The organism is Marinospirillum sp. (assembly GCF_014859565.1).
The window spans coordinates 64379-89185 of the sequence record NZ_JACUUA010000001.1 but is presented as its reverse complement, the minus strand read 5'-3'; the positions used below and the strand labels follow the sequence as shown (position 1 = coordinate 89185).

The following is a 24807-nucleotide window of genomic DNA, read 5'->3' as shown; positions in this document are numbered from 1 at the left end:
GTCGGGTTCATTATGCTTAGTGATAAAAAATACAACTTATTACTCATTGAAGATAACCGAGTACAAGCTGTTTTAACACAAGGCTTATTAAAAAAAGCAGGCTATTTTGTTTACTGGGCGCCAACGGCCGAGGAGGGGCTGCAGTATTTGCAGCAAGAACCCGTTGATCTTATTCTGATGGATGTTGAGCTACCGGGGATGAATGGCTACCAGGCCGTACGCCAGGTTCGTTTAATGGATGGTGACTATTGGCGACCTATTTTGATGGTGACTGCTGATGACAGTGCCAGAGGTTGGCAAGAAACCCATGCCTGTGGTGCCGATGATTACCTGCACAAGCCAATACAGCAGCATCATTTACTGCATAAAATCTCGATTATGCTGCGCCTTTATACGAGCTATTACGCTAACCTACAAGCACAAAAGCTGAAGGCTTTAGGCCAGTTTGCTGCGGGTATCGCCCATGATTTTAATAATTTATTGCTGATTATTAAAGGCAATGCCGAAATGATTTATGATGACCCAGGTGATGCTGATTTTAATCAGTCATCTGCAACAGACATTATTATCTCAGTGAATCGCAGCACAAAATTGATTGAACAGCTGGAGATTTATGCATCGGATCGTCAACCTAAAATTGAACCCTTGGTTTTAAGCCATTTTCTGAAGGACTATTCAAGCTGGACAGCCAAGCATCTGCCACAGCATTTAAAGCTCAAACTGGAAATCGAGCCAGAACAGGAAGACTGCATCATCCTGGCCAATTCAGTGCAAATCACTCGGGTTTTAGATAATCTTGTCAAAAATGCTGTTTTGGCAATGGCTAATAAAGATAAGGCTTGCCTGAGTATAAGATTAAAAAATGTACAGGAAGCCCAGGAAACACAAAAAACGACCGAGGATGCCAGCATAAAGCGAGTTATTGTGCAGGTTTCTGACGAAGGTGAAGGAATCCCGGAAGAAAACCTGAACGTGATTTTCGATCCATTTTTTACCACCAGAGACGTATGGCAGGGATTTGGTTTAGGGTTGTCTGTGGTTGCAGGTATTGTGCGACAACATCATGGGCAAATCAAAGTACACAGTCAACTCGGTGTTGGCACATCGTTTGATTTAATCTTCCCTGTGCTGCTTAAATCAAATCTTGAACGCGAATCATCTTAACAAGACAAATTGATAAGACAAAATAAATCCAACCACTTAGGAGCAACACCATGCCCACATTGCTTGTGATTGATGATGACCCGCAGCTACGGCAAATGCTGCAGCGCTTGCTGACAAAATCCCAGTATCAGGTGGTTCTGGCAGAAAGCATTGCCCAGGCTTTGCAGCAAATCAAAGCCCAGAGCAAAATCGATTTAATTCTGACGGATGTTATGATGCCAGAAACAACCGGCATTGAAGGCTTTCCAAAACTGCGTGCAGCCTGCCCGGATACGCCTATTGTGGCGATGTCGGGTGGTTCACGTGCACTCAACTCCGTCTTTAACCTGTCCTCAGCTAAAATGATCGGGGCACAAGCAACCCTAACCAAGCCTTTTGATAACAAAGAGTTGCTAGCCTGTATTGAGAAACTACTCGCTTGAACAATGCGGTTAAGGAGATGGGCTGATGAAGGGTTTTGAGATGCAGGGTTTTGAGAGACAAGGCTTTGAGCTGAGCGAAAACATGCTTCTGGAGGTCATCAAGGCACTGCTGGCCGATGAACTCAAGACGTTACGACCCGAAACGGCTCAGGATATTTTTTCTGAGGATTGGGATCAGCACACCTCGATTCATCCTTTGCCTGCCGATGCTGAACAGGTTTCGCTGCAAGCCGACTCGCTGGAAAAGCTGGCCTTAGCCACCCGTGTGACCGATTTTTTTCAGCTGCGTGAAAGCGGCCTGGAAGATTATCTACTGAGATACAAAACCCTGGGACAGTGGGTCGAACTGGTGGCTGAAGCCAGAAAGCGTGGCACTCAGAACCTCACCTTCTATACCTCTGGCAGTACCGGCCAGCCCAAACCCTGTCCGCAGAATTGGCAGAGCCTGGTGGCCGAAGCAGACTATTTTCGCCAAATATTTACCCAAAGATTACAGCAGCCGATCCAGCGTATTCTGGCACTTAGCCCCTGCCAGCATATTTATGGTTTTTTATTTTCTGCCTTGCTGCCGAACCTGTTGCAGGTTCCAGTGATTCGGGGCACCCGGGCTTTTTCTTTGGTGCAAAGCCGCAACCTGCAAGCTGGTGATCTGGTGATCGGCTTTCCTTTTATCTGGAAGCAGATCAGTCGCAGCCAGCAGGCTTTTCCTGCCGGAGTGGCGGGCATCACCTCCACCGGCCCCTGCGACCCTCAAGTGATTCAACAACTCCATCAGCAGGGTTTGAATCCTCTGGTGGAGATTTACGGTTCCAGTGAAACCGGTGGTTTGGGCTGGCGTGAGCAAACCGAACAGCCCTTTCAGCTGCTGCCACGCTGGCAGGCTGTTGAAGGCCGGGATGATGCCCTGCTGGATCTTGCTTCCCATCAGCAGCAACCTCTTAACGATCAACTGCAATGGCAGGATGCCCGTCACTTTTATCCGGCAGGTCGTCTGGATCAGGCGGTGCAGGTTGCCGGAACCAATGTTTTTCCTGCACGAATTGCTGAACAACTGCGCCAGCTGCCTGAGGTTCAGAATGTGGAGGTACGCCTGATGTCTCCAGAAGAAGGTGAGCGCCTCAAGGCTTTTGTGATACCGGCTGACCCTCAACAGTCAGAATCAGAGCTGCGCCAGCAACTGCAAGCCTGGTGCCAGAAAAATCTCAAGACTGCTGAGCGCCCCCAGGCGTTTACTTTTGGAGCTCAACTGCCTTGTAATGCTCTAGGCAAAGCCAGCGACTGGCCGCTACAGACTTCCAACCTGACACCAACTGAGTAATTAATGAAGACGATACAACTGCAGGCAGAAACCAGTCTGACTCTGGAAGAACTGGAAGCCATTGCTCTGGGTGCCACGCTGGAACTCAGCGAACCTCATTGGCAGGCGGTGACTCGTTGCCGCGAATTTCTCGATCAACTAATTGCAGGTAAAAGAAGAATTTACGGGGTCACCACCGGTTATGGCCCCTTGGCCAATACCTATGTGGATACCGAATCGTCCGCACAACTACAGCAGGGTTTAGTGCATCATTTGACCAGCGGCACCGGCCCGCTGTTAAAAAAACAACAGGTTCGGGCAATCATGGCCGCCCGTGCCGTGACCCTGGCTCGTGGCCACTCCGCCATTCGCCCTGAAGCTCTGCAACTATTACTCGACTGTCTGGAAAAAGACCTGATCCCTCAAGTTCCAGCCATAGGCACCGTGGGAGCCAGTGGTGATCTGACTCCTCTGGCTCACATCACTCTGGGTTTAATGGGACAGGGGGAAGTCTGGTTGAAAGATGCCAGCATGCCCGCACTCCAGGCGTTACAGCAAGCCAAACTTCAATCTTTGAATCCGCAAGGTAAGGATGCCCTAGCGCTGGTGAATGGCACTTCGGCCATGACCGCTATCGCTGCACTGAATGCCTGTCAGGCTGAGCGTTTATTACGGCTTTCGGTTGCTCTGACGGGACTTTATGGTGAACTCCTGAACGGCCACTTGGAAGCCCTGCAACCGGGGCTGGCACAACTGCGTCCCCATCCGGGTCAGCTTTGGGCGCAGGAAGCATTACTAAAAGCCTGCGCCGACAGCCAGCGTTTGCAAGGTGTAGAACAACCACCGCCACGCTTGCCGCAAGACCTGGCAGCCGGTACAGCTCGACACAATCAACCTTTACCCCAGGATGCCTATACCTTCCGTTGTGCACCCCAGCATCTGGGTGCCGTTAAAGACACCCTGGACTTTCATCATCAGGTGGTGGCAAGAGAAGTCTGGTCGGTCACCGACAACCCGTTGTTTCTGCCAGAGACTCAGGAAGTGCTGCATGGTGGTAACTTTTTCGGCCAGCATGTTGCCTTGGCAGCCGATGCCTTGAACAACGCCCTGATCACGCTGGCGGTGCACAGTGAAAGACGCATTGCCCGCATCACTGACCCCAGTATGAATCAGGGACTGCCACCCTTTTTACGCGGTAACAACAACGGCCTGCACAGTGGCTTTATGGGTGCTCAGGTCACCGCTACGGCTCTGGTTGCGGAAATGCGCACTCAAGCCAGCCCAGCCAGTATTCAGTCCATTGCCACCAATGCCAATAATCAGGATGTAGTGACTATGGGCACTCTGGCGGCCCGGCGCTGTGTTACCACTCTGGAGCGATTGACTGAACTGCTGGCTATTGAAAGCCTGATTCTCAGCCAGGGTTATGAGCTGAGGGGTGGTCAGTCGGCAGGCTTTTCTCAATCCGCCAGCCAGTTGTACCAAGCGGTACGCAAAATTGCCGATGGCTTAACAGATGATCGACCTCTGGCTGGTGATATTCAAAATCTCAGTCAGCAACTGGCTGATCCCGCTTTTATGCACAACTTTTTAAGGTGAGTTAGGTACTGATCAGAGTCCAAAATCCAGTAGCGATGTGGCAATACCAAAATAAATCAGCACACCAACAATATCGGCAATGGAAGTCACCAACGGCCCGCTGGCGGTTGCCGGGTCCCATCCCAGTTTGTTGAGTAGAAAAGGCAGACTCATCCCAATCAGGCTGCCAACCACTACAATAACAAACATGCTGTAGGCCACTACCTGAGCGATATCCATTCCACCGCGCCAGAATCCGATGCCAGCAATAGTGGCAGCCATGGTTAATCCCAGAGATGCAGAAACAATTAACTCTCGGCTCAGAAGTTTACCCCAGTCTCTGGCACTGACATCCCCGGTTGCCAGACCACGGATCATCAGGGTGGATGCCTGTGAACCGGCGTTACCACCGCTGGCAACCAGCAAGGGTAGGAAAAAAACCAGCACCACATAAGCTTCAATGATTTCTTCATAAAAAGCGATACCGGCACCGGAGAGGATGTTGGCAAACACCAGCAATACCAGCCAGTTCACCCGTCGACGATAAAGATTACTGATTTTGGCCTTGCCAAAACCATCATCCAATGGCCCGACCGAAGCACTCTTGTGAATATCTTCTGTGGCCTCTTCTTCTGCCACGTCCATGGCGTCATCGTAGGTGACTATCCCGATCAAACGGTTTTCATCATCCACCACCGGCAGTGCCAGCAGGTCATAACGGCTGATCAGGCGTGAGGCTTCTTCCTGTTTTTCTGAGGCATTAATACTGACCAACTCAGTGGTCATTAACAGGTCAACACCGGCTTCCGGGCGTGCCAGTATCAACTGTCGTAACGACAGGGTACCCACCAGCTTCTGGTGTTCATCCAGTATATAAACCTGGTAGATGGTTTCCGCATTTGGGGCGGTTTGGCGCACAATATCCAGCGCCCGACTGACAGAGACACCTGCTGGAACCGTAACATAATCACTGGTCATGACCGCACCGGTGGTGCCTTCTTCATAACTGGCCAACCGACGGATATCTTCCCGTTCTTCTTTTGCCATACGGCGCAGAATGCCTTGCTGGCGATCTTCTGATAACTCATTAAAAAGGTCAGCACGTTCGTCCGAGTTCATGTGGACAAAAAGTTGTGACAGACCCTCTTCGGTCATATTTTCTGCCAGCTCACACTGGGTATCCACTTCAAGATAACCAAAGGCTTCGGCACGTTGTTCGATGGGCAGGTGGGTGAGCAACTTAAGGGTTGCATCGATGGTCTGATGACGGACAAACTCAGCCAGATCCGCTGGCTGCATTTCAGCAATCAGCTGCTCTATGGCTAAAGTGTCTGACCTCTCCATGGCAACGTAGAGTGCACTGGCGAGTTCTTCATAAATCATGCTCACCCCCTAATTAAAAATGACGGTTTTAACGGAGAATTTTTACTGTCAGGTCAGATCCAAGTCGTTGTTTCATTGATTCGGAAAGCCAGCTTTTCCACTGATCATTTTCCCGGCTGATCAACAGGACTTCGAGGCCTTCACGGTTTGCCAGCTGCAGAGCTGATTCTGCGCCCATCACCATCAAAGCTGTTGCCCAGGCATCTGCAATGGCATTACTGGGGTGCAATACCGTTACTGATGCCAGATGGTGATCCACTGGCTCCCCGGTTTTTGGATTGATGGTATGCGACATGCGGCGACCATCAACAACATAAAAATTGCGGTAATCTCCTGATGTTGCTACGGAAACATTCGATACAGGTAAAATATGGTGCGCTACCTGCATACTTTCATCCGGTGTTTCAACACCAATTCTCCAGGGCTGATCCTTGTGTCGTTCGCCAGAAACAATCAAATCACCACCAATATTCAACAAAAAGTTTTCCACACCCTGAGCTTTTAACCAGTTGGCAACCTGATCCACGGCATAACCCTTGGCAATACCTGAAAGATCAATATAACTATCTTTCATACGCCTTGCTTGCAAACGCTCTGCATCCAGCTGCAGGTACTGATAACCTGCCTGTTCTAACCGCTGGTTTAACAATTCCGGATCAGGAATTGTTTCTGGCCTGGCTTCCGGCCCAAAGTTCCAGAGGTTAACTAACCCACCCACCGTCACATCAAAAGCACCGCTGCTGAATCGGGCTATGGCCTGACTGAGACTGAGCACTTCAAACAGTTCTGGTGATAGTTCTACCCACTGTTCCAGTGGAGCAGCATTAAACTGGTTCAGTTCCGAATCTTTTTTATAAGTGGACATGGAAGCATTCACTTTATCCAGCTCCCTCCTGATACCCGCATCCAGTTGTTTGACCTGCTCTGCAGACCAGTCATCAGGAAAGGTTGCCAACCAGAAGGTCCCAAAAATCTGCCCTTGCAGGCGTACCGGTTGCTTTTCAGGCTCGCTGCTGCAACCTGCCATCAGGATAAAAACCAACAACAAAACCAGTGAATAAACCCATCTTTGTTTCATTTTTTGCATCATCATCAATCCGTCCTGTTACCAGAAAAAGTACAACAGCAGCAAACCCAGCAGCACCCGGTAAATGACAAAAGGCTGCATCCCAATTTTTTTGATAAAAACCAGAAAGTAGTGAATACACAGGTAAGCACTAATGCCCGAAAAAACTGCACCCCAGAAGATTTCACCCCAGTTCACTGCTGTTGTCTGTTGCAACAGGCCGTGGACTTCTAACATTCCAGCCAGAGTGATCACCGGGATAGACAACAAAAACGAAAAACGTGCTGCACCCTCACGACTTAAACCCATCAACAAAGCAGCAGTGATGGTGATACCAGAGCGGGATGTACCAGGAATTAATGCCAAGGCCTGAGCAAAAGCGATCATGGCAACATCTTTCCAGTTCATCTGGTACTCACTGCGTCCGCCTTTGTTTTTCCAGTCGGCATAACCCAGCAACAGACCAAAACTAATCAATGACCAAGCCATGATAACTGGGCCACGTAGTTCAGTTTCAATCCAGCCCTTGAGTAAAAGCCCTGCTAAACCTACTGGTAAAGTACCCAGTAGCACTGCCCAGGCCAGTTTGGAATCTTCATCCAGCTTGCGGGTGACCAGAGAACCTGTCCAGCTGCGTACCATACGAATCAGATCCTGACGAAAATACAGGATCACCGCACTCAGGCTGCCAAGGTGCAAGGCAACATCAAAAGCCAGTCCTTGATCTTGCCAACTGGTAAACAGGGGCACCAGTATCAAATGGGCAGAGCTGGAAATAGGCAAGAACTCTGTCAAGCCCTGCACCAGCGATAAAACAATCAGTTGCAGCCAATCCATCTAAATATCACCTCATCAATCAGTAAAGACCAAGCAACCAGGTCGCCAGAGCAAAATAGGTGATGACTCCACCCGCATCCGCAAGGGTGGTCACCAGCGGGGCAGAAGCGGTGGCCGGGTCCCAGTTAAGCCTGTGTAACAAAAAGGGCAGGCTCATGCCAATCATGCTGCCAACCAGCACAATAATGATCATGCTCATGCCAACCACCATGGCAATATCCAGACCACCACGGAAGATTCCAATTGGGGAAACAGCAATAGCCATGGTCAGACCCAGCGCACCGGCAACCAGCAGCTCTCTAACCAGCAGCCGTGTCCAGTCTCCTAATCCAACATCACCTGTTGCCAGACCACGAACCATCAGGGTGGATGCCTGAGAACCGGCATTACCACCACTGCCAATCAGCAATGGTAGAAAAAACACCAGTACCACGTGAGCGGCAATAGTGTCCTCATAATATAAAATACCGGCACCGGAAATCAGGTTGGCAAAAATCAGCAGGATCAACCAGAAGATTCGGCTGCGGTACAGATCAAACAGGCTAGTGCGCAGCAGGCCTTCTTCTAAGGGTGCAATACTGGCGCCCTTGTGGATATCTTCGGTCGCTTCTTCTTCCGCCACGTCCATCGCATCGTCATAAGTGACAATGCCCAGCAGCCGTTGATGTTCATCCACCACCGGCAAGGCCAATAAGTCATAACGGCTGATCAGGCGGGTTACTTCTTCCTGATCGGTATCGGGCAGGCTGGTGACCAGATCTTCTGTCATCAGTTGATCTATGGTGGCACGCGGATTGGCAAGAATCAGCTGTCGCAGTGAAACCACACCCACCAGGCGGTGACGTGGATCAACCACATAGGTGTGATAAATGGTCTCTGATCCCGGCGCCGTGCGACGCAGGATTTCCAGTGCTCGCTGTACATTGATACCGGTTGGTAACAGGGACATTTCTGTGGTCATTAATGCACCAGCAGTGCCTTCCGGGTAACGTGAAAGGTGCTCCAGTGCTGCACGATTACGTGCTGGCAGGTCTTTCAGCAGATCAGTTTGTTGTTCCGGGCTAAGCAGTGCAAACAGATCGGTAGCACTATCCGCCGGTAACTCTTCCAGCAGCTCCATCAGGGAATCTATGCTGCATGCGGCTGCGACTTCTTCCTGAACACCCTCAGGAAGATAATCAAAAATTTCGGCACGACGTACCAGTGGTAACAGATCAAGACAACCGACTATCAATTCCGGTGTTGAAAGATGACTTAACTCTTCTGCCACATCCACCGCTTGTTGGCTGGCTTGGGCAAATCGCCAGCCGGATTCTCCCGGCAAGGGTATTTCCAGCTGTTTTTCAGCTGTTGGGCTGGTTTTTTCTTCGCTCATTGGCAGCCTCTCCTGCAGAGGTACTTCAACAAGGAAACAAATTAAAAAAGGCGGCACTAAGCCGCCTTTTTTTCAGTGCGACACTTTTTTATTAAGGCCACACATTTAAGATCACACCACTGATGCCGTTTAATCGAATAAGGATTAACGACCCAGCTTTTTGCGCAGTTGCTGAATGGTCTGAAGCTGAGCTGCAGCTTGAGCCAGCATGGCAGCCGCCTGAGCAAATTCCATCTCGCTGCTCTTGTCGTCCATGGCACGCTTGGCTGCTTCCATTGCTTCCTTGGCTGCTGCCTCGTCCAGATTGGCCGCACGTTCAGCAGAATCTGCCAATACGGTCACTGTACCCGGCTGCACTTCCAGGAAACCACTGGAAACATAAATCAGCTCTTCTTCACCATTCTGTTTTTTGACCTTAATAGTGCCAGGTTTAAGCTCGGTCAACAGCGGGGTGTGACCAGGCAGAATGCCCAGCTCACCCATGACACCCGAAGCTACAACCAGCTCCACACGGCCATCAAACAGTTTCTTTTCAGCACTGACAACATTGCAATGCATTGTCATCGCCATGGGTCTCCCCCTTGGGTTATCCCGTCAGCCTTACTTCATGCCCTTGGCTTTTTCGACTGCTTCGTCGATGGAGCCAACCATGTAGAAAGCCTGCTCAGGCAGATGGTCATAATCACCATTCAGAATGCCCTGGAAACCACGAATGGTGTCCTTCAGGGAAACGTATTTACCAGGTGAGCCGGTGAATACTTCCGCCACGAAGAAAGGCTGAGACAGGAAGCGCTGAATTTTACGAGCGCGGGATACTGTCTGTTTGTCTTCTTCGGACAGTTCGTCCATACCCAGAATGGCGATGATGTCTTTCAGTTCTTTGTAACGCTGCAGAACTGTCTGTACACCACGAGCCGCTTCATAGTGCTCTACACCGACAACCAGTGGATCCAGCTGACGCGAAGTGGAGTCCAGTGGATCAACCGCAGGATAGATACCCAGAGAAGCGATATCACGCGACAGTACCACAGTCGCATCCAAGTGCGAGAAGGTCGTTGCCGGAGACGGGTCAGTCAAGTCATCCGCAGGTACATAAACGGCCTGAACAGAAGTGATGGAACCTGTTTTTGTGGAGGTGATACGCTCCTGCAAAACGCCCATCTCTTCAGCCAGTGTTGGCTGATAACCTACCGCAGAAGGCATACGACCCAGCAGTGCAGATACTTCTGTACCAGCCAGGGTGTAACGGTAGATGTTGTCCACGAAGAATAGAACATCACGACCTTCATCACGGAATTTCTCAGCCATGGTCAGACCGGTCAAGGCTACGCGCAGACGGTTACCCGGCGGCTCGTTCATCTGACCGTAAACCAGTGACACCTTGTCCAGTACGTTGGAGTCTTTCATCTCGTGGTAGAAGTCGTTACCTTCACGAGTACGCTCACCAACACCGGCAAATACGGAGAAACCTGAGTGCTCGATCGCGATGTTACGGATCAGCTCCATCATGTTGACCGTTTTACCAACACCGGCACCGCCGAACAGACCAACTTTACCGCCCTTGGCGAACGGGCATACCAGGTCAATAACCTTGATACCCGTTTCCAACAGTTCTACAGAGCTGGACTGCTCATCATAACTAGGTGCTTTGCGGTGAATTGCCCAGCGTTCTTCTTCACCAATCGGACCGGCTTCGTCGATTGGGCGACCCAGCACGTCCATGATCCGACCCAGAGTTTTGACACCCACAGGTACAGAAATTGGTGCGTTAGTGTTATTTGCCACCAGGCCGCGCTTCAGACCTTCGGTGGAACCCATTGCAATGCAACGCACGATGCCATCACCGAGCTGTTGCTGAACTTCGAGAATCATTTCGCTACCGTCGACGGTCAGGGCGTCGTACACGTTGGGTACGCCTGCCCGGTCAAATTCTACGTCGATAACGGCACCGATGATCTGTACGATACGTCCGCTACTCATCTTGGTTCCTCTCAAACCTGCAAATGAAACCTGCTACCCTTTTTAACCCCCGCAATTATTTGCGGAGGCACTGATCAGATCGCTGCAGCACCGCCACAAATTTCGGCGATTTCCTGTGTGATTGCTGCCTGACGTGCTTTGTTGTAAACAAGCTGCAACTCACTAATGAAGTCGCCAGCGTTGTCTGTTGCGCTTTTCATCGCAACCATACGCGCAGACTGCTCACAGGCAATGTTCTCAACAACAGCCTGATAAACCTGGGACTCAATGTACCTGACCAACAAACTATCCAGAAGGACTCTGGGATCCGGTTCATAGATGTAGTCCCAACCAGCCACCTTGCTCTTGTCGCTTTCTTGCTCTGCTTCAGCTTCCAGGGGTAACAGCTGCTGGATGAGCGGCTTTTGACTCATGGTGTTGATAAACTCGTTGTACACCACATAAAGCCGATCAATTTTGCCTTCTTCATAGGCATCCAGCATGACCTTGACACTACCCACCAGCTCATTCGCTTTGGGCGCATCACCCAGCCCGCTCTTGGCAGCCACCAGACTTCCGCCATAACGACGGAAGAAGCCGCCAGCCTTGCTGCCGATGGCACAGATATCAATTTCTGCGCCTTTGTTTTTCCAATCCATCACTTCTTTTACAGCAGCTTTGAACAGGTTAATGTTCAAGCCACCGCACAAGCCGCGATCGGTAGAAACAACAATAAAACCAACCCGTTTTACGTCACGATCCTGCATGTAACTGTGACGGTACTCCGGAGTTGATTCAGCAATATGGCTGACCACTTTTCTGATCTGGGTGGCATAAGGGTGGCTGGCGGCCATGCGATCCTGTGCTTTACGCATTTTCGACGCAGCAACCATTTGCATGGCGCTGGTGATTTTCTGCGTATTCTTGATACTCCCAATCTGGGAGCGGATCTCTTTTCCGACTGCCATACGCTTTCGCCTTCTTAGCCAACAAGTACCTGAACCGGTTGATTAAACATCGACCGGTTCTGCAGTACTTACCAGGACTGGGTGGCCTTAAACTGCTCAACAGCAGATTTGAGGGCCGCTTCGATTTCCTTGCTGAAATCACCGCTGTCATTGATCTGCTTGATCAGGGCTGCGTGCTCACTGTTCATGTAAGCGTGCAGAGCCTTTTCAAAAGGCAGGATCTTGCTGACTTCGATGTCATCCAGGAAATGGTTTTCCGCTGCAAACAGAGATACACCCATATCAGCAATGCTCATCGGGCTGTACTGGTTCTGCTTCATCAGCTCAGTAACACGCTGACCATGTTCCAGTTGTTTGCGGGTCGCTTCGTCCAGATCAGAAGCAAACTGGGAGAAGGCTGCCAGCTCACGATACTGAGCCAGAGCCAGACGGATACCACCGCCCAGTTTCTTGATGATCTTGGTCTGAGCTGCACCACCAACACGGGATACAGAAACACCGGCGTTCATTGCAGGACGGATGCCTGAGTTGAACAGGTTGGTTTCCACGAAGATCTGACCGTCGGTAATGGAGATTACGTTGGTCGGTACAAACGCGGATACGTCACCACCTTGGGTTTCGATGATTGGCAGAGCCGTCAGCGAACCGGTTTTTCCTTTGACTTCACCGTTGGTGAACTTCTCTACATACTCCTCACTGACGCGGGAAGCGCGTTCCAGCAGACGTGAGTGCAGATAAAAAACGTCACCTGGGTAAGCTTCACGTCCGGGTGGACGCTTCAGCAGCAGGGAGATCTGGCGATAAGCCCAGGCCTGCTTGGTCAGGTCATCATAGACAATCAGGGCGTCCTGTCCGCGATCGCGGAAGTATTCACCCATGGTGCAACCGGAGTAAGGAGCAATGAACTGCAGTGCAGCTGCTTCGGAAGCAGAGGCCACCACCACAATGGTGTGAGCCAGAGCACCGTGCTCTTCCAGTTTGCGTACTACGTTGGCAATGGTCGACTGTTTCTGACCAATGGCAACATAGATACACTTAACACCAGAACTTTTCTGGTTGATGATGGCATCAACTGCAACAGCAGTTTTACCGATCTGGCGGTCACCGATAATCAGCTCACGCTGACCACGACCAACCGGTACCATGGCGTCAATCGCCTTGTAACCGGTCTGTAGAGGTTGGTCTACACTTTTACGCCAGATAACACCCGGTGCAACCTTTTCGACCGCATCGGTCTGTTTGGCTTCAATCGGGCCTTTGCCATCAATCGGGTTACCCAGTGCGTCTACAACTCGACCCAGCAGTTCTTCACCGACGGGTACTTCCAGGATACGGCCAGTACAACGGGCAGACTGGCCTTCAGCCAGACCGAGATAATCACCCAGTACTACCACACCTACGGAGTCACGTTCCAGGTTCAGGGCCATACCAAAAGCGCCCTGTTCAAATTCTATCATTTCGCCATACATGACATCACCGAGGCCGTGAATTTTCACGATACCGTCAGCAACGCTCACAATGGTGCCCTCGTTTTGGGCTTTCGAAGTGACATCCAAGTTACCGATGCGCTTCTTGATAATGTCACTGATCTCGGATGGATTCAGTTGCTGCATGCCTTGTCCCTCAAAATCAGGATTTCAATGACTCGGCCAGTTTCGCGAGTTTGCCGCGAAGCGAGCCATCGATCACCAGGTCACCGGTGCGAATAACAACACCGCCAATGAGACGCTTGTCTATTTCTACCTTGAGTGTAACCTCACGGTTTAAACGCTTGCGCAGTGCATCTACCAGCAGCTGCTGTTGCTCGGCACTCAGCTCAAAAGCTGAAACAACCTGGGCTTCAACAGATTTTTCCTGCTCGGCCTTAAAGGCCTCATAGATTTCGGCAATGACCGGAATCAGGGGTAAACGGCTTTTTTCACTCAGCAGCTTGATGAAATTGCGACTCTGATCATCGATTTTTGCTTTGCAAATATCGAGTAACAGCTCTGCTTTTGCATCACTGCCCAGCGAGGGGTTGAGTAACAAGGAAGCTACTTCCTTATTGGTAGCGGCTTCGGCAACCAGTCCCAGCATTGCGGACCAATCTGCCAGCTTGCCTTCGCTCAACGCATACTCAAAGGCGGCCTTCGCATACGGCCTGGCGAGTGTGTTCTTGTCAGCCATCAGACACCTCGCTTACAGTTGTTTGGCGAGTTTGTCGACCAGCTCGCTATGTGCTTTTGCATCCACAGAGCTTTCCAGGATTTTTTCTGCGCCTTCAATAATCAGGGCAGAAATCTGAGCACGAAGCTCATCCTTGGCGCGGTTGATTTCCTGGGTGATCTCAGCTTTTGCGCCTTCGACCAGACGAGCACCTTCGGCACGTGCCTGTTCTTTAGCTTCTTCGATCATCACTGTCGCGCGCTTGTTCGTCTGCTCCAGAATCTGGGCAGACTGCTCTTTGGCTTCACGCAGGGTCTGGGACGCCTTTTCCTGAGCCAGCTCCAGATCGCGTTGTGCGCGACTGGCTGAATCCAGGCCATCAGCAATTTTTTTCTGGCGTTCACGCATGGCCGCAGAAATCGGGGGCCATACAAACTTCATGCAAAACCAGACAAACAGAGCGAAGGCAATAGATTGACCCAGAATGGTCATATTCATATTCATTGCGATACACCTTTTGCCATTGTTAAAGGTTGCGAGAAGAGCTTCATGGGGTCAGAAACCACTGACCCCGTTAACTCAGTCTTAACCGGCAACAACGAAGATCAGGTACATCGCGATACCAACACCGATCATCGGCACGGCATCCAGCAGACCAGCCATCAGGAAGGTCTTGGTTTGCAGCTGGGCACCCAGCTCAGGCTGACGAGCTGTGGACTCCAGCAGCTTGCCACCCAGCAGGGCGAAGCCAATGCCAGTGCCCAGTGCACCCAGACCGATCATGATAGCGGCTGCAATGTATACGAGTTCCATGAGTTACTCCTAAGGTTACTAAGGTTGGTTGAAGGTGAGTTGAGGTTAAAGTTTACTGCTAAAACTCGCCAACCTGCCTTATGGCAAGTTGGCTGGTTACTGCTTAATGATCTTCGTGTGCAGCACTGAGGTAAACAATCGTCAGTACCATGAAGATAAACGCCTGCAAAGGGATAACCAGCAGGTGGAATACGGCCCAGATCCACTGCATGCTCAGACCCAGCAGACCCATGAAGACACCTGCACCAAAGGTCAGGGCAATCAGAATAAACACCACTTCACCGGCGTACATGTTACCAAACAGACGCAGCGCCAAACTGATCGGCTTGGTCAGCAGACCGATGATTTCCAGTACCAGGTTAACCGGAATAAACAGCCAGTGGTTAAAGGGTGTGAAAGATAGCTCTTTGGCAAATCCACCAATACCTTTCACTTTAATACTGTAAAAAATGATCAGCAAGAAAACACCGAGCGACATACCAAAAGTGGCGTTGGGGTCAGTGGTGGGAACAATCTTGAAGTAATCAGCACCCAGCAGAGTAGCCACACCTGGGATCCAGTCCACCGGCAGCCACTTCAGGCTGTTCATCAGGAAAATCCACACAAAAATGGTCAACGCCAGCGGTGCAATCAGCGGGTTCTTGCCATGAAAGGTTTCTTTAACCAGGTTTTCGACAAATTCAAAACAGATTTCCACGAAGTTCTGCAGCCCACCCGGTACACCACTGGTCACTGCATTGGCGGCTTTTTTAAATACAAACAGGAACAGCAGACCCATGGCAATCGACCAGCCCAGTGTGTCCACGTGAAATGCCATAAAACCCATTTCCGCAGCTTCTGCACTGGTTTCGGCCATTTTCCATCCCAGCTCTGGGTGGTTGCCGTAGGTCATGTTCTGTAAGTGATGCTTTATATATTCAACAGGTGTATCTGCCATGATCAGCCTCAAAACGTTGGGTGGTTATCGTCCGGTTTGCATCAGCCATGGAGCTAGCCAGTGCACCATCAGAACCACTGTGTAAGCACATAAAAGGGAAATGGGGTTTGAAGGTTGCACTCCAATAAACACCAGTGCAAAAAGAACAACCGTCAAACCTAACTTCACCATCTCTGCCATAAACATCAGCTGTACAGCTTGATTAACCCTTCTGGCACCCCGATGCCGAAACATCAAGCCACTGAATGCAGCATGAGGTATAAAAGCAATCAAACCACCCAGCAATGCCGAAACACCGGCATTTTTACTGATTAGCTCAGCCAGCAGACTGACCAGCACAACAGCAGCGGCTTGCATCATCAACAAGCGTTTATAGGGCGGAAGGGGAACCGCTGCCATCTTCCGTCTACTCCTGCCAAGTCAATTTACAAAGCTCAATTTACAAAGCCAAAGGATTATAGAGACTAAGTATCTAGGCTTCAACAATGACCTGACGGTCAAACAGGAACTTACGACCAAGGTGCAAGATATCCATCAATGCAGATGCCTGAGAATACCGTCCAATTCGGCCAGACTGGTATAACGTATCTCCAGTTTGCCTTTACCCTTGGCCGAATGCTGGATTTTCACCTGAGCGCCGAGGCTGGCTTGCAATTGTTGTTCCAGCCGCTGGATATCCGGATCTCTTGGAGCCTGCTGGTCTGTCAGTGTCGGCTGTTCGAGACTTTTTCTGACTAGTGCCTCGGTCTGACGGACTGACATACCTTTGGCCACAACCTGACGTGCTGCTTCCAGTTGTTGATTATCCTGCAGACTCAACAAGGCGCGGGCATGACCCATTTCCAGATCACCATGTTCCAGCATGCGTCTTACATCTTTATGAAGCTGCAATAATCTCAGCAGATTGGTGATGGAGCTACGTGATTTACCTACTGCATCAGCCACTTGTTGCTGAGTCAGTTCAAATTCTTTTTGCAGGCGCTGTAAAGCCAGAGCTTCTTCCAGCGGGTTCAGGTCTTCCCGCTGCAAGTTTTCAATCAGTGCCAGCGCCACAACGTCTCGGTCTTCTGCTTCTCTGACCAGGGCAGGAATTTTTTCTAATCCAGCCAGCTGTGCTGCCCGCCAGCGTCTTTCACCGGCAATAATTTCATACTGACCACCAGCCACCGGACGAACAACGACTGGCTGCATGATGCCCTGCTGACGAATGGATGCAGCCAACTCTTCCAGTGCCTCTGGATGCATATCCCTGCGTGGTTGATATTTGCCCGGACGCAATAATTCAACCGGAATTTTTTTCAGTTCACCTTCATGTGGATGAACGTCCGAAGACGCTTCTGCATCCACATGGGTCGGTTCAGGATTAGCACTACCCAGCAGGGCATCCAGTCCACGACCCAATCCTCTTTTTTTTGCTGGTGTCATAGGTATAAAGCTGCTTTACAGTTTACAAGGAGTTACGGCGAAGGATTTCACCCGCCAGCGCCAGATAAGCCAGACTGCCTTTAGATTTGGCATCATAACAGAGCACTGGCAGACCATGACTAGGTGCCTCTGCCAAGCGAACATTTCTTGGAATAACAGTATCCAAAACCTGATCACCAAAATACTCAATCAACTGTCCGGAAACATCCTGGGTCAGGCTATTGCGTGAATCATACATGGTTCTGAGAATACCGCTAACCTCTAGGCCTGGATTGACTGTTTCTGTCACCCGCTTCAGGGTATCCAGCAGTGAAGTCAGACCCTCAAGGGCATAATATTCACACTGCACCGGTACCAGCACACCCCGTGCCGCAGTCAAGGCATTAATGGTCAGCAAATTCAGCGAAGGAGGGCAATCAATCAGAATAAAATCATAGTCTTTTTTAATACCTTCCAGCGCATTAGCCAGCTTCCTTTCTCGTTGAGATTCATTAATTAAACCCACTTCAGCACCTGCCAAGTCTACATTGGCAGGCAAAAGATCATAACTGGCAGGATCGGTTGTTTTGCGGATCTGTTCAACGGTGGCTTCACCCATCAATAAATCATACACCGAATACTCTAGCTGTTTTTTATCCACACCACTGCCTAGTGTGGCATGTCCCTGAGGGTCCATATCCACCAGCAAAACCTTGCGCTTGGTCGCCACCAGTGAGGCTGCAAGATTAACGCAGGTGGTGGTTTTACCCACACCACCTTTTTGATTGGTCACAGCAAAAATTCTGGTCACTGCTTTATCCTTACGCTTGTTTGACTAAAATCAGCAAATGACGCTGGCCTTCTTCACCCGGAACTTGCAACAGATGACTTTGCTGACAGAGAAATCCTTCCGGTAGATCCTTGAGTTCATCTTCAGGATACTGTCCTTTCATTGCCAGCCAACGTGCATCTTCGGTTGCCAGAGGCTGCGTCAACCGGAGGAAATCACCCAGACTAGCAAAGGCACGGCTGACCAGCTGTTGACTTCTTGTGGCCGGTTGAAAGGTTTCCGTACGTGCCTGCTGCACCATAAAGTTATCCAGTTTTAAGGCTGATTTCACCTGAAACTGAAAGCGGGTTTTTTTGCCATTGGAATCAATCGACAACACCGACATTTCCGGCCGCATTATGGCCAGTGGAATACCAGGCAGGCCGGCACCAGAACCCACATCGGTAATTTGTTGACCCTCGACATAAGGCAAAATCGATAAACTGTCCAACAGGTGTTTGCTGATCATTTCTGCCGGATCACGTACAGCGGTCAAATTATAGGCCTGATTCCAGCGTACCAGCAGTTGCAGGTAATCCAGCAGTTGCTGCACTTGCTGTTCAGTAGCGTTAAGTTTTAACGCCTCCATCCCCTGCACTAACCTTGATGCCAGTTGCTCTTCTGTCATCATGCTTGTCTCGCCAACAAATCACGTTTTTTAAGGTGTATCAGTAGCATGGAGATGGCTGCAGGAGTTACACCCGGAATTCTGCTAGCCTGTGCAAGCGTGGCTGGTCGGATAGTACTCAGCTTGTTTTTAAGCTCATTGGATAAACCATCCACCTGACTGTAATCCATATCGAGCGGAAGTGGTGTTTCTTCCTGACGGCGAATACGCTCAATATCCTGTGCCTGACGGTCAATATATCCAGCATATTTGACCTGGATTTGTACCTGCTCCTGCACCTGAGAATCTACCGGTAATTCACCTGGTGCCAGATGCGCTAGATCCCAATATCCCAGTTCCGGTCGCTTTAACAGATCCAGCAGTGCATGTTCACGACTCAGTGGTTGTTCCAACTTGGCATTCAGTATGTCAGAGGCTGCTGTACCTGGATGAACAAAGGTGTGCTTGAGACGGTTTTTTTCCTGCTCTATTGCTTCACGTTTCTGCTCAAATGCCGCCCAGCGTTTATCATCCACCAGCCCCAACTCGCGTCCTTTTTCGGTCAGGCGCAGATCAGCGTTATCTTCACGCAGCAGCAAACGGTATTCAGCCCGAGATGTAAACATGCGGTAGGGTTCGGTTGTACCCAGAGTAATCAGGTCATCCACCAGTACACCCATGTAGGCTTCATCGCGACGCGGGCACCAGCTATCCAGTTCTTTTGCCCGGCGTGCAGCATTTAATCCGGCCAACAGACCCTGAGCAGCCGCTTCTTCATAACCGGTGGTGCCATTAATCTGTCCAGCAAAAAACAGGTTGTGGATAACTTTGGTTTCCAGACTGGGTTTTAAATCCTGGGGATTAAAATAATCATACTCAATGGCGTAACCGGGACGAGTGATATGAGCTTCTTCCATACCCCGGATAGATCGCACCAGATCCAGCTGTACATCAAAAGGCAGAGAGGTTGAAATGCCGTTGGGATACAGCTCGTGAGTGGTCAGACCCTCTGGTTCGATAAAAATCTGGTGGCTGTTTTTGTCAGCAAAACGATGAATTTTATCTTCAATTGAGGGGCAGTAACGCGGTCCAACCCCTTCAATCACACCGGAATACATGGGGGAACGATCCAGGTTGTTACGGATAATCTCATGGGTCTGACTGTTGGTATGGGTGATATAACAGCTGATCTGTTCTGGGTGCTCGTCAACTTGACCCAAGAAAGACATCACCGGTAATGGATCATCACTTGGCTGAGCTTCCATCACTGAAAAATCAACGCTGCGAGCATCAATGCGGGGTGGGGTACCTGTTTTTAAACGTCCCACACGCAAAGGCAGTTCACGCAGCCGATCAGCCAGAGCAATGGAGGGTGGATCTCCGGCACGACCTCCGGAATGATTTTGCAGGCCAATGTGAATCAAACCGCCCAGAAATGTACCTGCAGTCAGTACTACCGAAGTGGCATAAAAACGTATACCCGACTGGGTTATTACACCGGCAACACGATCCCCTTCAACAATCAGGTCATCTGCTGCTTGCTGAAAAATCTGCAGGTTTGGCTGGTTTTCCAGAATTTTGCGGATCGCTGCCTTGTAAAGCACACGATCAGCCTGAGCACGGGTTGCTCTGACCGCTGGCCCTTTTCTGGCATTCAACACACGAAATTGAATACCGGCCTGGTCTGTGGCGTGAGCCATGGCACCACCCAATGCATCCACTTCTCGCACCAGATGACTCTTTCCTATCCCGCCAATGGCCGGATTACAGGACATCTGACCCAGTGTTTCCACATTGTGGGTCAGCAACAGGGTTTTACAACCCATACGTGCAGCAGCAAGTGCAGCTTCCGTTCCCGCATGGCCACCACCAATCACCAGCACATCAAAACGGGTTGGGTAATCCACGGTACACCTCAAATGACTTCTTCCGGATAAACGAGCAATTATAGCCTGTTCAGTGGCTCACAACAGTAGAAATCACACTTGTTCACCGCAATAGTAATAACCATAAGATTTATAAAGTTCTTTAATACTGTAGTTATTATTAGTGTGGATGGTTTCTGTGGATAAGCCACTACAAGCCTTGTATGGCAAGCCTTACAGAATTGCATAACTCTTCGGGTTAGGTCAGGATGAGTTGTGTAGTGAGTCTGCATGGCCTGTGCATAAAAGCATTATTTACCCACAAGCACAAAATATCCCCGGCTTGATACACTCCTTCTACGGGTTAAAACATCCTTGTTATCCACAAGTAGATATTTATTTTCCTATGCAGAACTCACCAAAAATTTTTCCGAGTAGATCATCCGCAGTGAATTCACCGGTAATTTCTGCCAGCTTCTCCTGTGTTTTACGCAGGTCTTCAGCCAATAATTCACCAGCACCATGATGTTCCAGCTGTAATTGACCTTCGTGAAGAATTTCACTGGCTTGATGCAATGCATCCAGATGCCTGCGTCGGGCTGAGAATCCACCTTCCAGCGTATTTTGATAACCCATGACCTGTTTCAGGTGCTGGCGTAATTTATCCACACCCTGTTGATGTTTTGCTGAAATACGGATAACCGGAGGGGTTGTGGATAAATCAGAGTCTTCCTGCTCGCCACTGAGATCAATCTTGTTGCGAATTAAGGTCAGACGCTCAGGATGCGGAAGACGTTTCACAAAATCCGGCCAGATTTCTATTGGATTCAGACTGTTTGTTTCCTGAGCATCCACCAACAGCAGTACACGATCCGCTTTTTCAATTTCCTGCCAGGCACGCTCTACACCCAATTGCTCAACCAGATCTTCTGTTTCTCGCAAACCGGCGGTATCAATAATATGCAAAGGCATGCCATCGATGTGAATCTGCTCTTTTAAAACATCACGGGTGGTGCCAGCAATTTCAGTCACCAAAGCCCGATCCTGCCCGGCCAGTACATTCATCAGGCTGGATTTACCGGCATTCGGACGACCTGCCAACACCACGTTCATGCCATCCCGCAACAAACACCCCTGCCTGGCTTCCTTTTTAACCGCTTCCAGCTGCTCTTTCAGACCTTGTAACTGCTGGCTGACATGACCATCACTGATAAAGTCGATTTCCTCCTCCGGGAAGTCGATAGCCGCCTCAACATACATCCGTAGGTGAATCAATTGATCCACCAGCTGATGCACCTTGTGAGAAAAAACACCCTGCAGGGATTTCAGGGCATTTTCTGCTGCCTGACGAGATGAGGCATCGATCAGATCAGCAATGGCTTCAGCTTGTGCCAGATCCATCTTGTCATTCAAAAAGGCACGCTGGCTGAACTCACCCGGTGCTGCTAGACGAACACCGGCCAGTAACAAGTTCTCCAGTAGCCTATCCAACAGAACGGAGCCACCGTGCCCTTGAAACTCCAGTACATCTTCACCTGTAAAGGAATGGGGTGCCGGGAAAAAAATAGCCAGCCCCTCATCAATGGTCTGACCTTGCAGGTCTTTAAACACCCCATAATGGGCATAACGGGGTTTTGGTTGATAACCTAAAAAGTCTGCAGCTATTTTCCGACACAAACTGCCGGATACTCGAACGATACCTACACCACCGCGTCCCGGGGGTGTAGCAACAGCTGCTATGGTGTCTTGTTGATTCATCAGAATTTACCCTTCAGATAACAAAACCCCCTCACTTGGAGGGGGTCAGGTTCAGGATGCGGCTTTTTCTCTGGCCTTGTCTTCAGACTCTATCTTGTGAGTGATATACCACTGCTGCAAGATCGAGAGAATGTTGTTCACCAACCAGTAGAGTACCAGACCCGCAGGGAAGAACAGGAAGAAGAAGGTGAAAATCACCGGTAACATCTTCATGATCTTGGCCTGCATGGGATCGGGTGGAGTTGGGTTTAGCATCTGTTGCAGGAACATACTGACACCCATCAGGATTGGCAGCACAAAATAGGGATCTTTCATCGAAAGATCCGCAATCCACAACATAAAGGGGGCATGACGCAATTCAACCGATTCCAACAGCATCCAGTACAGGGCAATAAACACTGGCATCTGAACAAGAATGGGTAAACAGCCACCCATCGGGTTGATTTTTTCCTTGCGGTATAACTCCATCATGGCCTGTGACAGCTTCTGACGGTCGTCACCACACTCTTCCTTAATACGAGTCAGCTTGGGGGCAACACGGCGCATGTTAGCCATGGAGCGATAAGCGGTGGCTGAGAGTTTGTAAAACGCCAGCTTGATCACCACCGTTACTAAAATGATGGCCACACCCCAGTTACCCACAAAACCATGAATCCAATCCAGCAGTAGGAACAATGGCTGAGCAATAAACCACAACCAGCCATAATCCACAGTGAGATTCAGGTTTTCTGCAATAGCCTTCATGTCACTCTGGATTTTCGGTCCCACATAGGTTGCGGCAGAAAGAACGGCTGTTTCACCCGGTGCAATCAGACGTTCAGCACCTCTGAAACCAACAATGTTGTTGCCATTACGATCGGTACGAGTGCTGAAAAAATTACTCTCATTGGCTGCAGGTATCCAGGCACTAAGGAAATAATGCTGCAGCATGGCTGCCCAGCCACCTTCTGAGTGAACCTGGAAGGATTGGCGCTGGATATCCTTAAAATCCACTTTTTCGTAACGTTTGTCCGTGGTGGAGAATGCACCACCCAGATAAGCACTCATCCCCATAAACTCACCCTGGCTTGGATCAGCGGAAGAATCACGCTTGATTAAGCCAATAAAGCTGGGGCTGATGCTTCGGTCTGATTGGTTATTGATTTCATAATCAACACCGATCAAATGACTGTCACGGGTAAAGGTGAAAATTTTGGCCAGTTGTACCCCGTCAACTTCACCATTCATACGTACCTGCAGCTCATTCTGACCAGGCGCAAGTTCATACTGGTAGTGTTCGGGTGTCAGCTCTACGCGCTGTTGATTACCCAGGCCACTGATGTCACTTTGTACTACATAATGACGCTGATCATCATTCTGCAGAAGTACAAAAGGATGATCTGAATCCACACGGGTTTTATGACGCAGCAGTGCGGCATAAACCAGATCACCGCCCCTAGGATTGATTCGTACATCAAACGTATCCGTTTTGATGCTGACCAGGCTATCGCTTGACTGAGTAACAGTCTGTGCAGGAGCCATCAATGAGGGAGAGCTTGAGTCTGTCAGTTCCAGTACAGCATCCTCATCACTGCCAACACCAGCATTGATGGGTGGCTGTTGTTGTACCTGAGGTGCCTGAACCTGAATATCCTGCTGCTGGTAGTCTTTATTCCACTGAATAATCAGCAGATAGGCGACTACCGCCAGGGATGAAAAGAGCACGATGCGTTTTACGTCCATGGGGTCACTGCCGCTTAATCGAGAGGAGATGGATTTGCAGGCGTTTTACTAACACGTCTGCTGAGTTGTAGCCAGGCTTTGGACAGGTGTTGGCTGAGTTCTTCAGTTGTGACCTGATTAGCCCCTTTGACAGCAAGAACAATAATATCCACTGCAGGCAGCTGTTGCTGATTCATCCGGAAGGACTCACGAAACATCCTTTTGTACCGGTTACGATTCACTGCAAGTTTGACATTCTTCTTGCCGATTACAAAACCTAAGCGGGTTTCTGTTTGTCTAGCAGGCGCTGCAAGCAACAAAAAACCGGGGCAAAACACCTTGTAACGGGTGTTTTCAAAAACATAACGGAAATCCCCGGGCTTGAGTAGTCTCAGGTTCCGGGGAAATCCGAAATTTTTCATTGGGCAGGCTGGTGCTTAAGCACACAGACGCTTACGGCCCTTGGCACGACGACGGGACAGAACGTCACGGCCGTTTTTGGTTGCCATGCGAGCACGGAAACCGTGAGTACGCTTGCGCTTCAGGACGCTGGGTTGAAATGTACGTTTCATGATTTTTTACTTTCCACAGGGTGATAAAGGTTTAGGAATCCCCGCAGGTTGATGACCCCAGAGAAACTTTGCTGATGCAAGAGCGGGATTTTAGAGAATTATGAGCTGGAGCGCAATTTTTCCTTTT

General features: G+C 49.9%; 25 protein-coding genes. 4 read left to right on the top strand and 21 right to left on the bottom strand.

Annotation, left to right across the window (positions count from 1 at the left end; all coding sequences use genetic code 11):
• The first annotated feature begins 12 nt into the window (after positions 1–12).
• From IBX50_RS00410 to IBX50_RS00395, 4 genes are read left to right on the top strand one after another with little or no spacing between them, the layout of a single operon-like run.
• The gene (locus IBX50_RS00410; RefSeq protein WP_292252489.1) at positions 13–1164 is read left to right on the top strand and encodes a response regulator; all 1152 of its coding nucleotides are present in this window, start codon (positions 13–15) and stop codon (positions 1162–1164) included.
• Positions 1165–1214: 50 nt separating this feature from the next.
• Entirely contained in the window at positions 1215–1586 is a 372-nt protein-coding gene (locus IBX50_RS00405) for a response regulator (protein WP_292252487.1), read from the top strand.
• Positions 1587–1611: 25 nt separating this feature from the next.
• A complete protein-coding gene (locus IBX50_RS00400; RefSeq protein WP_292252485.1) occupies positions 1612–2904 on the top strand; it encodes an AMP-binding protein in 1293 nt (430 codons plus the stop codon).
• A gap of 3 nt (positions 2905–2907) precedes the next feature.
• Positions 2908–4482 carry a histidine ammonia-lyase gene (locus IBX50_RS00395; RefSeq protein ID WP_292252483.1) on the top strand — a complete coding sequence of 525 codons (1575 nt, stop codon included), beginning with the start codon at positions 2908–2910 and terminating at the stop codon, positions 4480–4482.
• Positions 4483–4494: 12 nt separating this feature from the next.
• On the opposite strand, the gene mgtE (IBX50_RS00390) is transcribed toward IBX50_RS00395, so the two are convergent.
• From mgtE (IBX50_RS00390) to rpmH, 21 genes are all read right to left on the bottom strand, one after another.
• Positions 4495–5844 (bottom strand): magnesium transporter, encoded by a 1350-nt coding sequence (gene mgtE, locus IBX50_RS00390; protein ID WP_292252481.1) that lies wholly within the window; start codon positions 5842–5844, stop codon positions 4495–4497.
• A 28-nt stretch (positions 5845–5872) separates the two neighbouring features.
• A complete protein-coding gene (locus tag IBX50_RS00385; RefSeq protein WP_292252480.1) occupies positions 5873–6937 on the bottom strand; it encodes an FAD:protein FMN transferase in 1065 nt (354 codons plus the stop codon).
• Between the two features lie 12 nt (positions 6938–6949).
• A complete protein-coding gene (locus IBX50_RS00380; RefSeq protein ID WP_292252479.1) occupies positions 6950–7747 on the bottom strand; it encodes an undecaprenyl-diphosphate phosphatase in 798 nt (265 codons plus the stop codon).
• A 19-nt stretch (positions 7748–7766) separates the two neighbouring features.
• A complete protein-coding gene (gene mgtE, locus IBX50_RS00375; protein WP_292252477.1) occupies positions 7767–9122 on the bottom strand; it encodes a magnesium transporter in 1356 nt (451 codons plus the stop codon).
• Between the two features lie 144 nt (positions 9123–9266).
• A complete protein-coding gene (locus tag IBX50_RS00370) occupies positions 9267–9692 on the bottom strand; it encodes a F0F1 ATP synthase subunit epsilon (RefSeq protein WP_292252475.1) in 426 nt (141 codons plus the stop codon).
• Between the two features lie 30 nt (positions 9693–9722).
• Positions 9723–11102, bottom strand: a complete 1380-nt coding sequence (gene atpD, locus IBX50_RS00365; protein WP_292252474.1) for a F0F1 ATP synthase subunit beta — start codon at positions 11100–11102, stop codon at positions 9723–9725.
• A gap of 74 nt (positions 11103–11176) precedes the next feature.
• Positions 11177–12049, bottom strand: coding sequence for a F0F1 ATP synthase subunit gamma (atpG, locus tag IBX50_RS00360; protein ID WP_292252473.1), 873 nt, complete (start codon positions 12047–12049; stop codon positions 11177–11179).
• A 68-nt stretch (positions 12050–12117) separates the two neighbouring features.
• A complete protein-coding gene (gene atpA / locus IBX50_RS00355) occupies positions 12118–13662 on the bottom strand; it encodes a F0F1 ATP synthase subunit alpha (protein ID WP_292252472.1) in 1545 nt (514 codons plus the stop codon).
• A 16-nt stretch (positions 13663–13678) separates the two neighbouring features.
• Positions 13679–14215 (bottom strand): F0F1 ATP synthase subunit delta, encoded by a 537-nt coding sequence (locus IBX50_RS00350; protein ID WP_292252470.1) that lies wholly within the window; start codon positions 14213–14215, stop codon positions 13679–13681.
• 12 nt (positions 14216–14227) lie between these two features.
• Positions 14228–14698, bottom strand: coding sequence for a F0F1 ATP synthase subunit B (locus IBX50_RS00345; protein WP_292252468.1), 471 nt, complete (start codon positions 14696–14698; stop codon positions 14228–14230).
• Positions 14699–14779: 81 nt separating this feature from the next.
• A complete protein-coding gene (atpE, locus tag IBX50_RS00340) occupies positions 14780–15007 on the bottom strand; it encodes a F0F1 ATP synthase subunit C (protein WP_072325766.1) in 228 nt (75 codons plus the stop codon).
• A gap of 103 nt (positions 15008–15110) precedes the next feature.
• Positions 15111–15944, bottom strand: a complete 834-nt coding sequence (atpB, locus tag IBX50_RS00335; RefSeq protein WP_292252463.1) for a F0F1 ATP synthase subunit A — start codon at positions 15942–15944, stop codon at positions 15111–15113.
• Positions 15945–15968: 24 nt separating this feature from the next.
• Complete coding sequence (locus IBX50_RS00330) at positions 15969–16343, bottom strand: ATP synthase subunit I (protein WP_292252462.1); 375 nt, start codon at positions 16341–16343, stop codon at positions 15969–15971.
• A gap of 135 nt (positions 16344–16478) precedes the next feature.
• Positions 16479–17369, bottom strand: coding sequence for a ParB/RepB/Spo0J family partition protein (locus tag IBX50_RS00325; RefSeq protein WP_292252461.1), 891 nt, complete (start codon positions 17367–17369; stop codon positions 16479–16481).
• Positions 17370–17391: 22 nt separating this feature from the next.
• Positions 17392–18159, bottom strand: a complete 768-nt coding sequence (locus tag IBX50_RS00320; RefSeq protein ID WP_292252460.1) for a ParA family protein — start codon at positions 18157–18159, stop codon at positions 17392–17394.
• 10 nt (positions 18160–18169) lie between these two features.
• Entirely contained in the window at positions 18170–18808 is a 639-nt protein-coding gene (gene rsmG / locus IBX50_RS00315) for a 16S rRNA (guanine(527)-N(7))-methyltransferase RsmG (protein WP_292252459.1), read from the bottom strand.
• Entirely contained in the window at positions 18805–20691 is a 1887-nt protein-coding gene (gene mnmG, locus IBX50_RS00310; protein ID WP_292252458.1) for a tRNA uridine-5-carboxymethylaminomethyl(34) synthesis enzyme MnmG, read from the bottom strand. The genes rsmG and mnmG overlap by 4 nt, the downstream gene beginning before the upstream one ends.
• Before the next feature lie 354 nt (positions 20692–21045).
• Positions 21046–22407 (bottom strand): tRNA uridine-5-carboxymethylaminomethyl(34) synthesis GTPase MnmE, encoded by a 1362-nt coding sequence (gene mnmE / locus IBX50_RS00305; RefSeq protein ID WP_292252457.1) that lies wholly within the window; start codon positions 22405–22407, stop codon positions 21046–21048.
• Between the two features lie 51 nt (positions 22408–22458).
• Positions 22459–24129: a membrane protein insertase YidC gene (yidC, locus tag IBX50_RS00300; RefSeq protein WP_292252455.1), complete on the bottom strand. Its 1671-nt coding sequence runs from the start codon at positions 24127–24129 to the stop codon at positions 22459–22461.
• Between the two features lie 14 nt (positions 24130–24143).
• On the bottom strand, positions 24144–24530 hold the full coding sequence (rnpA, locus tag IBX50_RS00295; protein WP_292252454.1) for a ribonuclease P protein component: 387 nt from the start codon (positions 24528–24530) through the stop codon (positions 24144–24146).
• 15 nt (positions 24531–24545) lie between these two features.
• Positions 24546–24680, bottom strand: a complete 135-nt coding sequence (rpmH, locus tag IBX50_RS00290) for a 50S ribosomal protein L34 (protein ID WP_292252452.1) — start codon at positions 24678–24680, stop codon at positions 24546–24548.
• Positions 24681–24807 lie beyond the last annotated feature (127 nt).

Bases quoted from the DNA above. Each gene is read 5' to 3' on its own strand.
- atpG (WP_292252473.1), bottom strand. From the start codon at position 12,049: ATGGCAGTCGGAAAAGAGATCCGCTCCCAGATTGGGAGTATCAAGAAT.
- mnmE (WP_292252457.1), bottom strand. From the start codon at position 22,407: ATGAATCAACAAGACACCATAGCAGCTGTTGCTACACCCCCGGGACGC.
- IBX50_RS00410 (WP_292252489.1), top strand. From the start codon at position 13: ATGCTTAGTGATAAAAAATACAACTTATTACTCATTGAAGATAACCGA.
- atpA (WP_292252472.1), bottom strand. From the start codon at position 13,662: ATGCAGCAACTGAATCCATCCGAGATCAGTGACATTATCAAGAAGCGC.
- rpmH (WP_292252452.1), bottom strand. From the start codon at position 24,680: ATGAAACGTACATTTCAACCCAGCGTCCTGAAGCGCAAGCGTACTCAC.
- IBX50_RS00380 (WP_292252479.1), bottom strand. From the start codon at position 7,747: ATGGATTGGCTGCAACTGATTGTTTTATCGCTGGTGCAGGGCTTGACA.
- IBX50_RS00405 (WP_292252487.1), top strand. From the start codon at position 1,215: ATGCCCACATTGCTTGTGATTGATGATGACCCGCAGCTACGGCAAATG.
- atpD (WP_292252474.1), bottom strand. From the start codon at position 11,102: ATGAGTAGCGGACGTATCGTACAGATCATCGGTGCCGTTATCGACGTA.
- rnpA (WP_292252454.1), bottom strand. From the start codon at position 24,530: ATGAAAAATTTCGGATTTCCCCGGAACCTGAGACTACTCAAGCCCGGG.
- IBX50_RS00385 (WP_292252480.1), bottom strand. From the start codon at position 6,937: ATGATGATGCAAAAAATGAAACAAAGATGGGTTTATTCACTGGTTTTG.
- yidC (WP_292252455.1), bottom strand. From the start codon at position 24,129: ATGGACGTAAAACGCATCGTGCTCTTTTCATCCCTGGCGGTAGTCGCC.
- mgtE (WP_292252477.1), bottom strand. From the start codon at position 9,122: ATGAGCGAAGAAAAAACCAGCCCAACAGCTGAAAAACAGCTGGAAATA.
- mgtE (WP_292252481.1), bottom strand. From the start codon at position 5,844: ATGATTTATGAAGAACTCGCCAGTGCACTCTACGTTGCCATGGAGAGG.
- IBX50_RS00395 (WP_292252483.1), top strand. From the start codon at position 2,908: ATGAAGACGATACAACTGCAGGCAGAAACCAGTCTGACTCTGGAAGAA.
- atpE (WP_072325766.1), bottom strand. From the start codon at position 15,007: ATGGAACTCGTATACATTGCAGCCGCTATCATGATCGGTCTGGGTGCA.
- atpB (WP_292252463.1), bottom strand. From the start codon at position 15,944: ATGGCAGATACACCTGTTGAATATATAAAGCATCACTTACAGAACATG.
- IBX50_RS00350 (WP_292252470.1), bottom strand. From the start codon at position 14,215: ATGGCTGACAAGAACACACTCGCCAGGCCGTATGCGAAGGCCGCCTTT.
- IBX50_RS00400 (WP_292252485.1), top strand. From the start codon at position 1,612: ATGAAGGGTTTTGAGATGCAGGGTTTTGAGAGACAAGGCTTTGAGCTG.
- IBX50_RS00370 (WP_292252475.1), bottom strand. From the start codon at position 9,692: ATGGCGATGACAATGCATTGCAATGTTGTCAGTGCTGAAAAGAAACTG.
- rsmG (WP_292252459.1), bottom strand. From the start codon at position 18,808: ATGATGACAGAAGAGCAACTGGCATCAAGGTTAGTGCAGGGGATGGAG.
- IBX50_RS00325 (WP_292252461.1), bottom strand. From the start codon at position 17,369: ATGACACCAGCAAAAAAAAGAGGATTGGGTCGTGGACTGGATGCCCTG.
- IBX50_RS00330 (WP_292252462.1), bottom strand. From the start codon at position 16,343: ATGGCAGCGGTTCCCCTTCCGCCCTATAAACGCTTGTTGATGATGCAA.
- IBX50_RS00345 (WP_292252468.1), bottom strand. From the start codon at position 14,698: ATGAATATGAATATGACCATTCTGGGTCAATCTATTGCCTTCGCTCTG.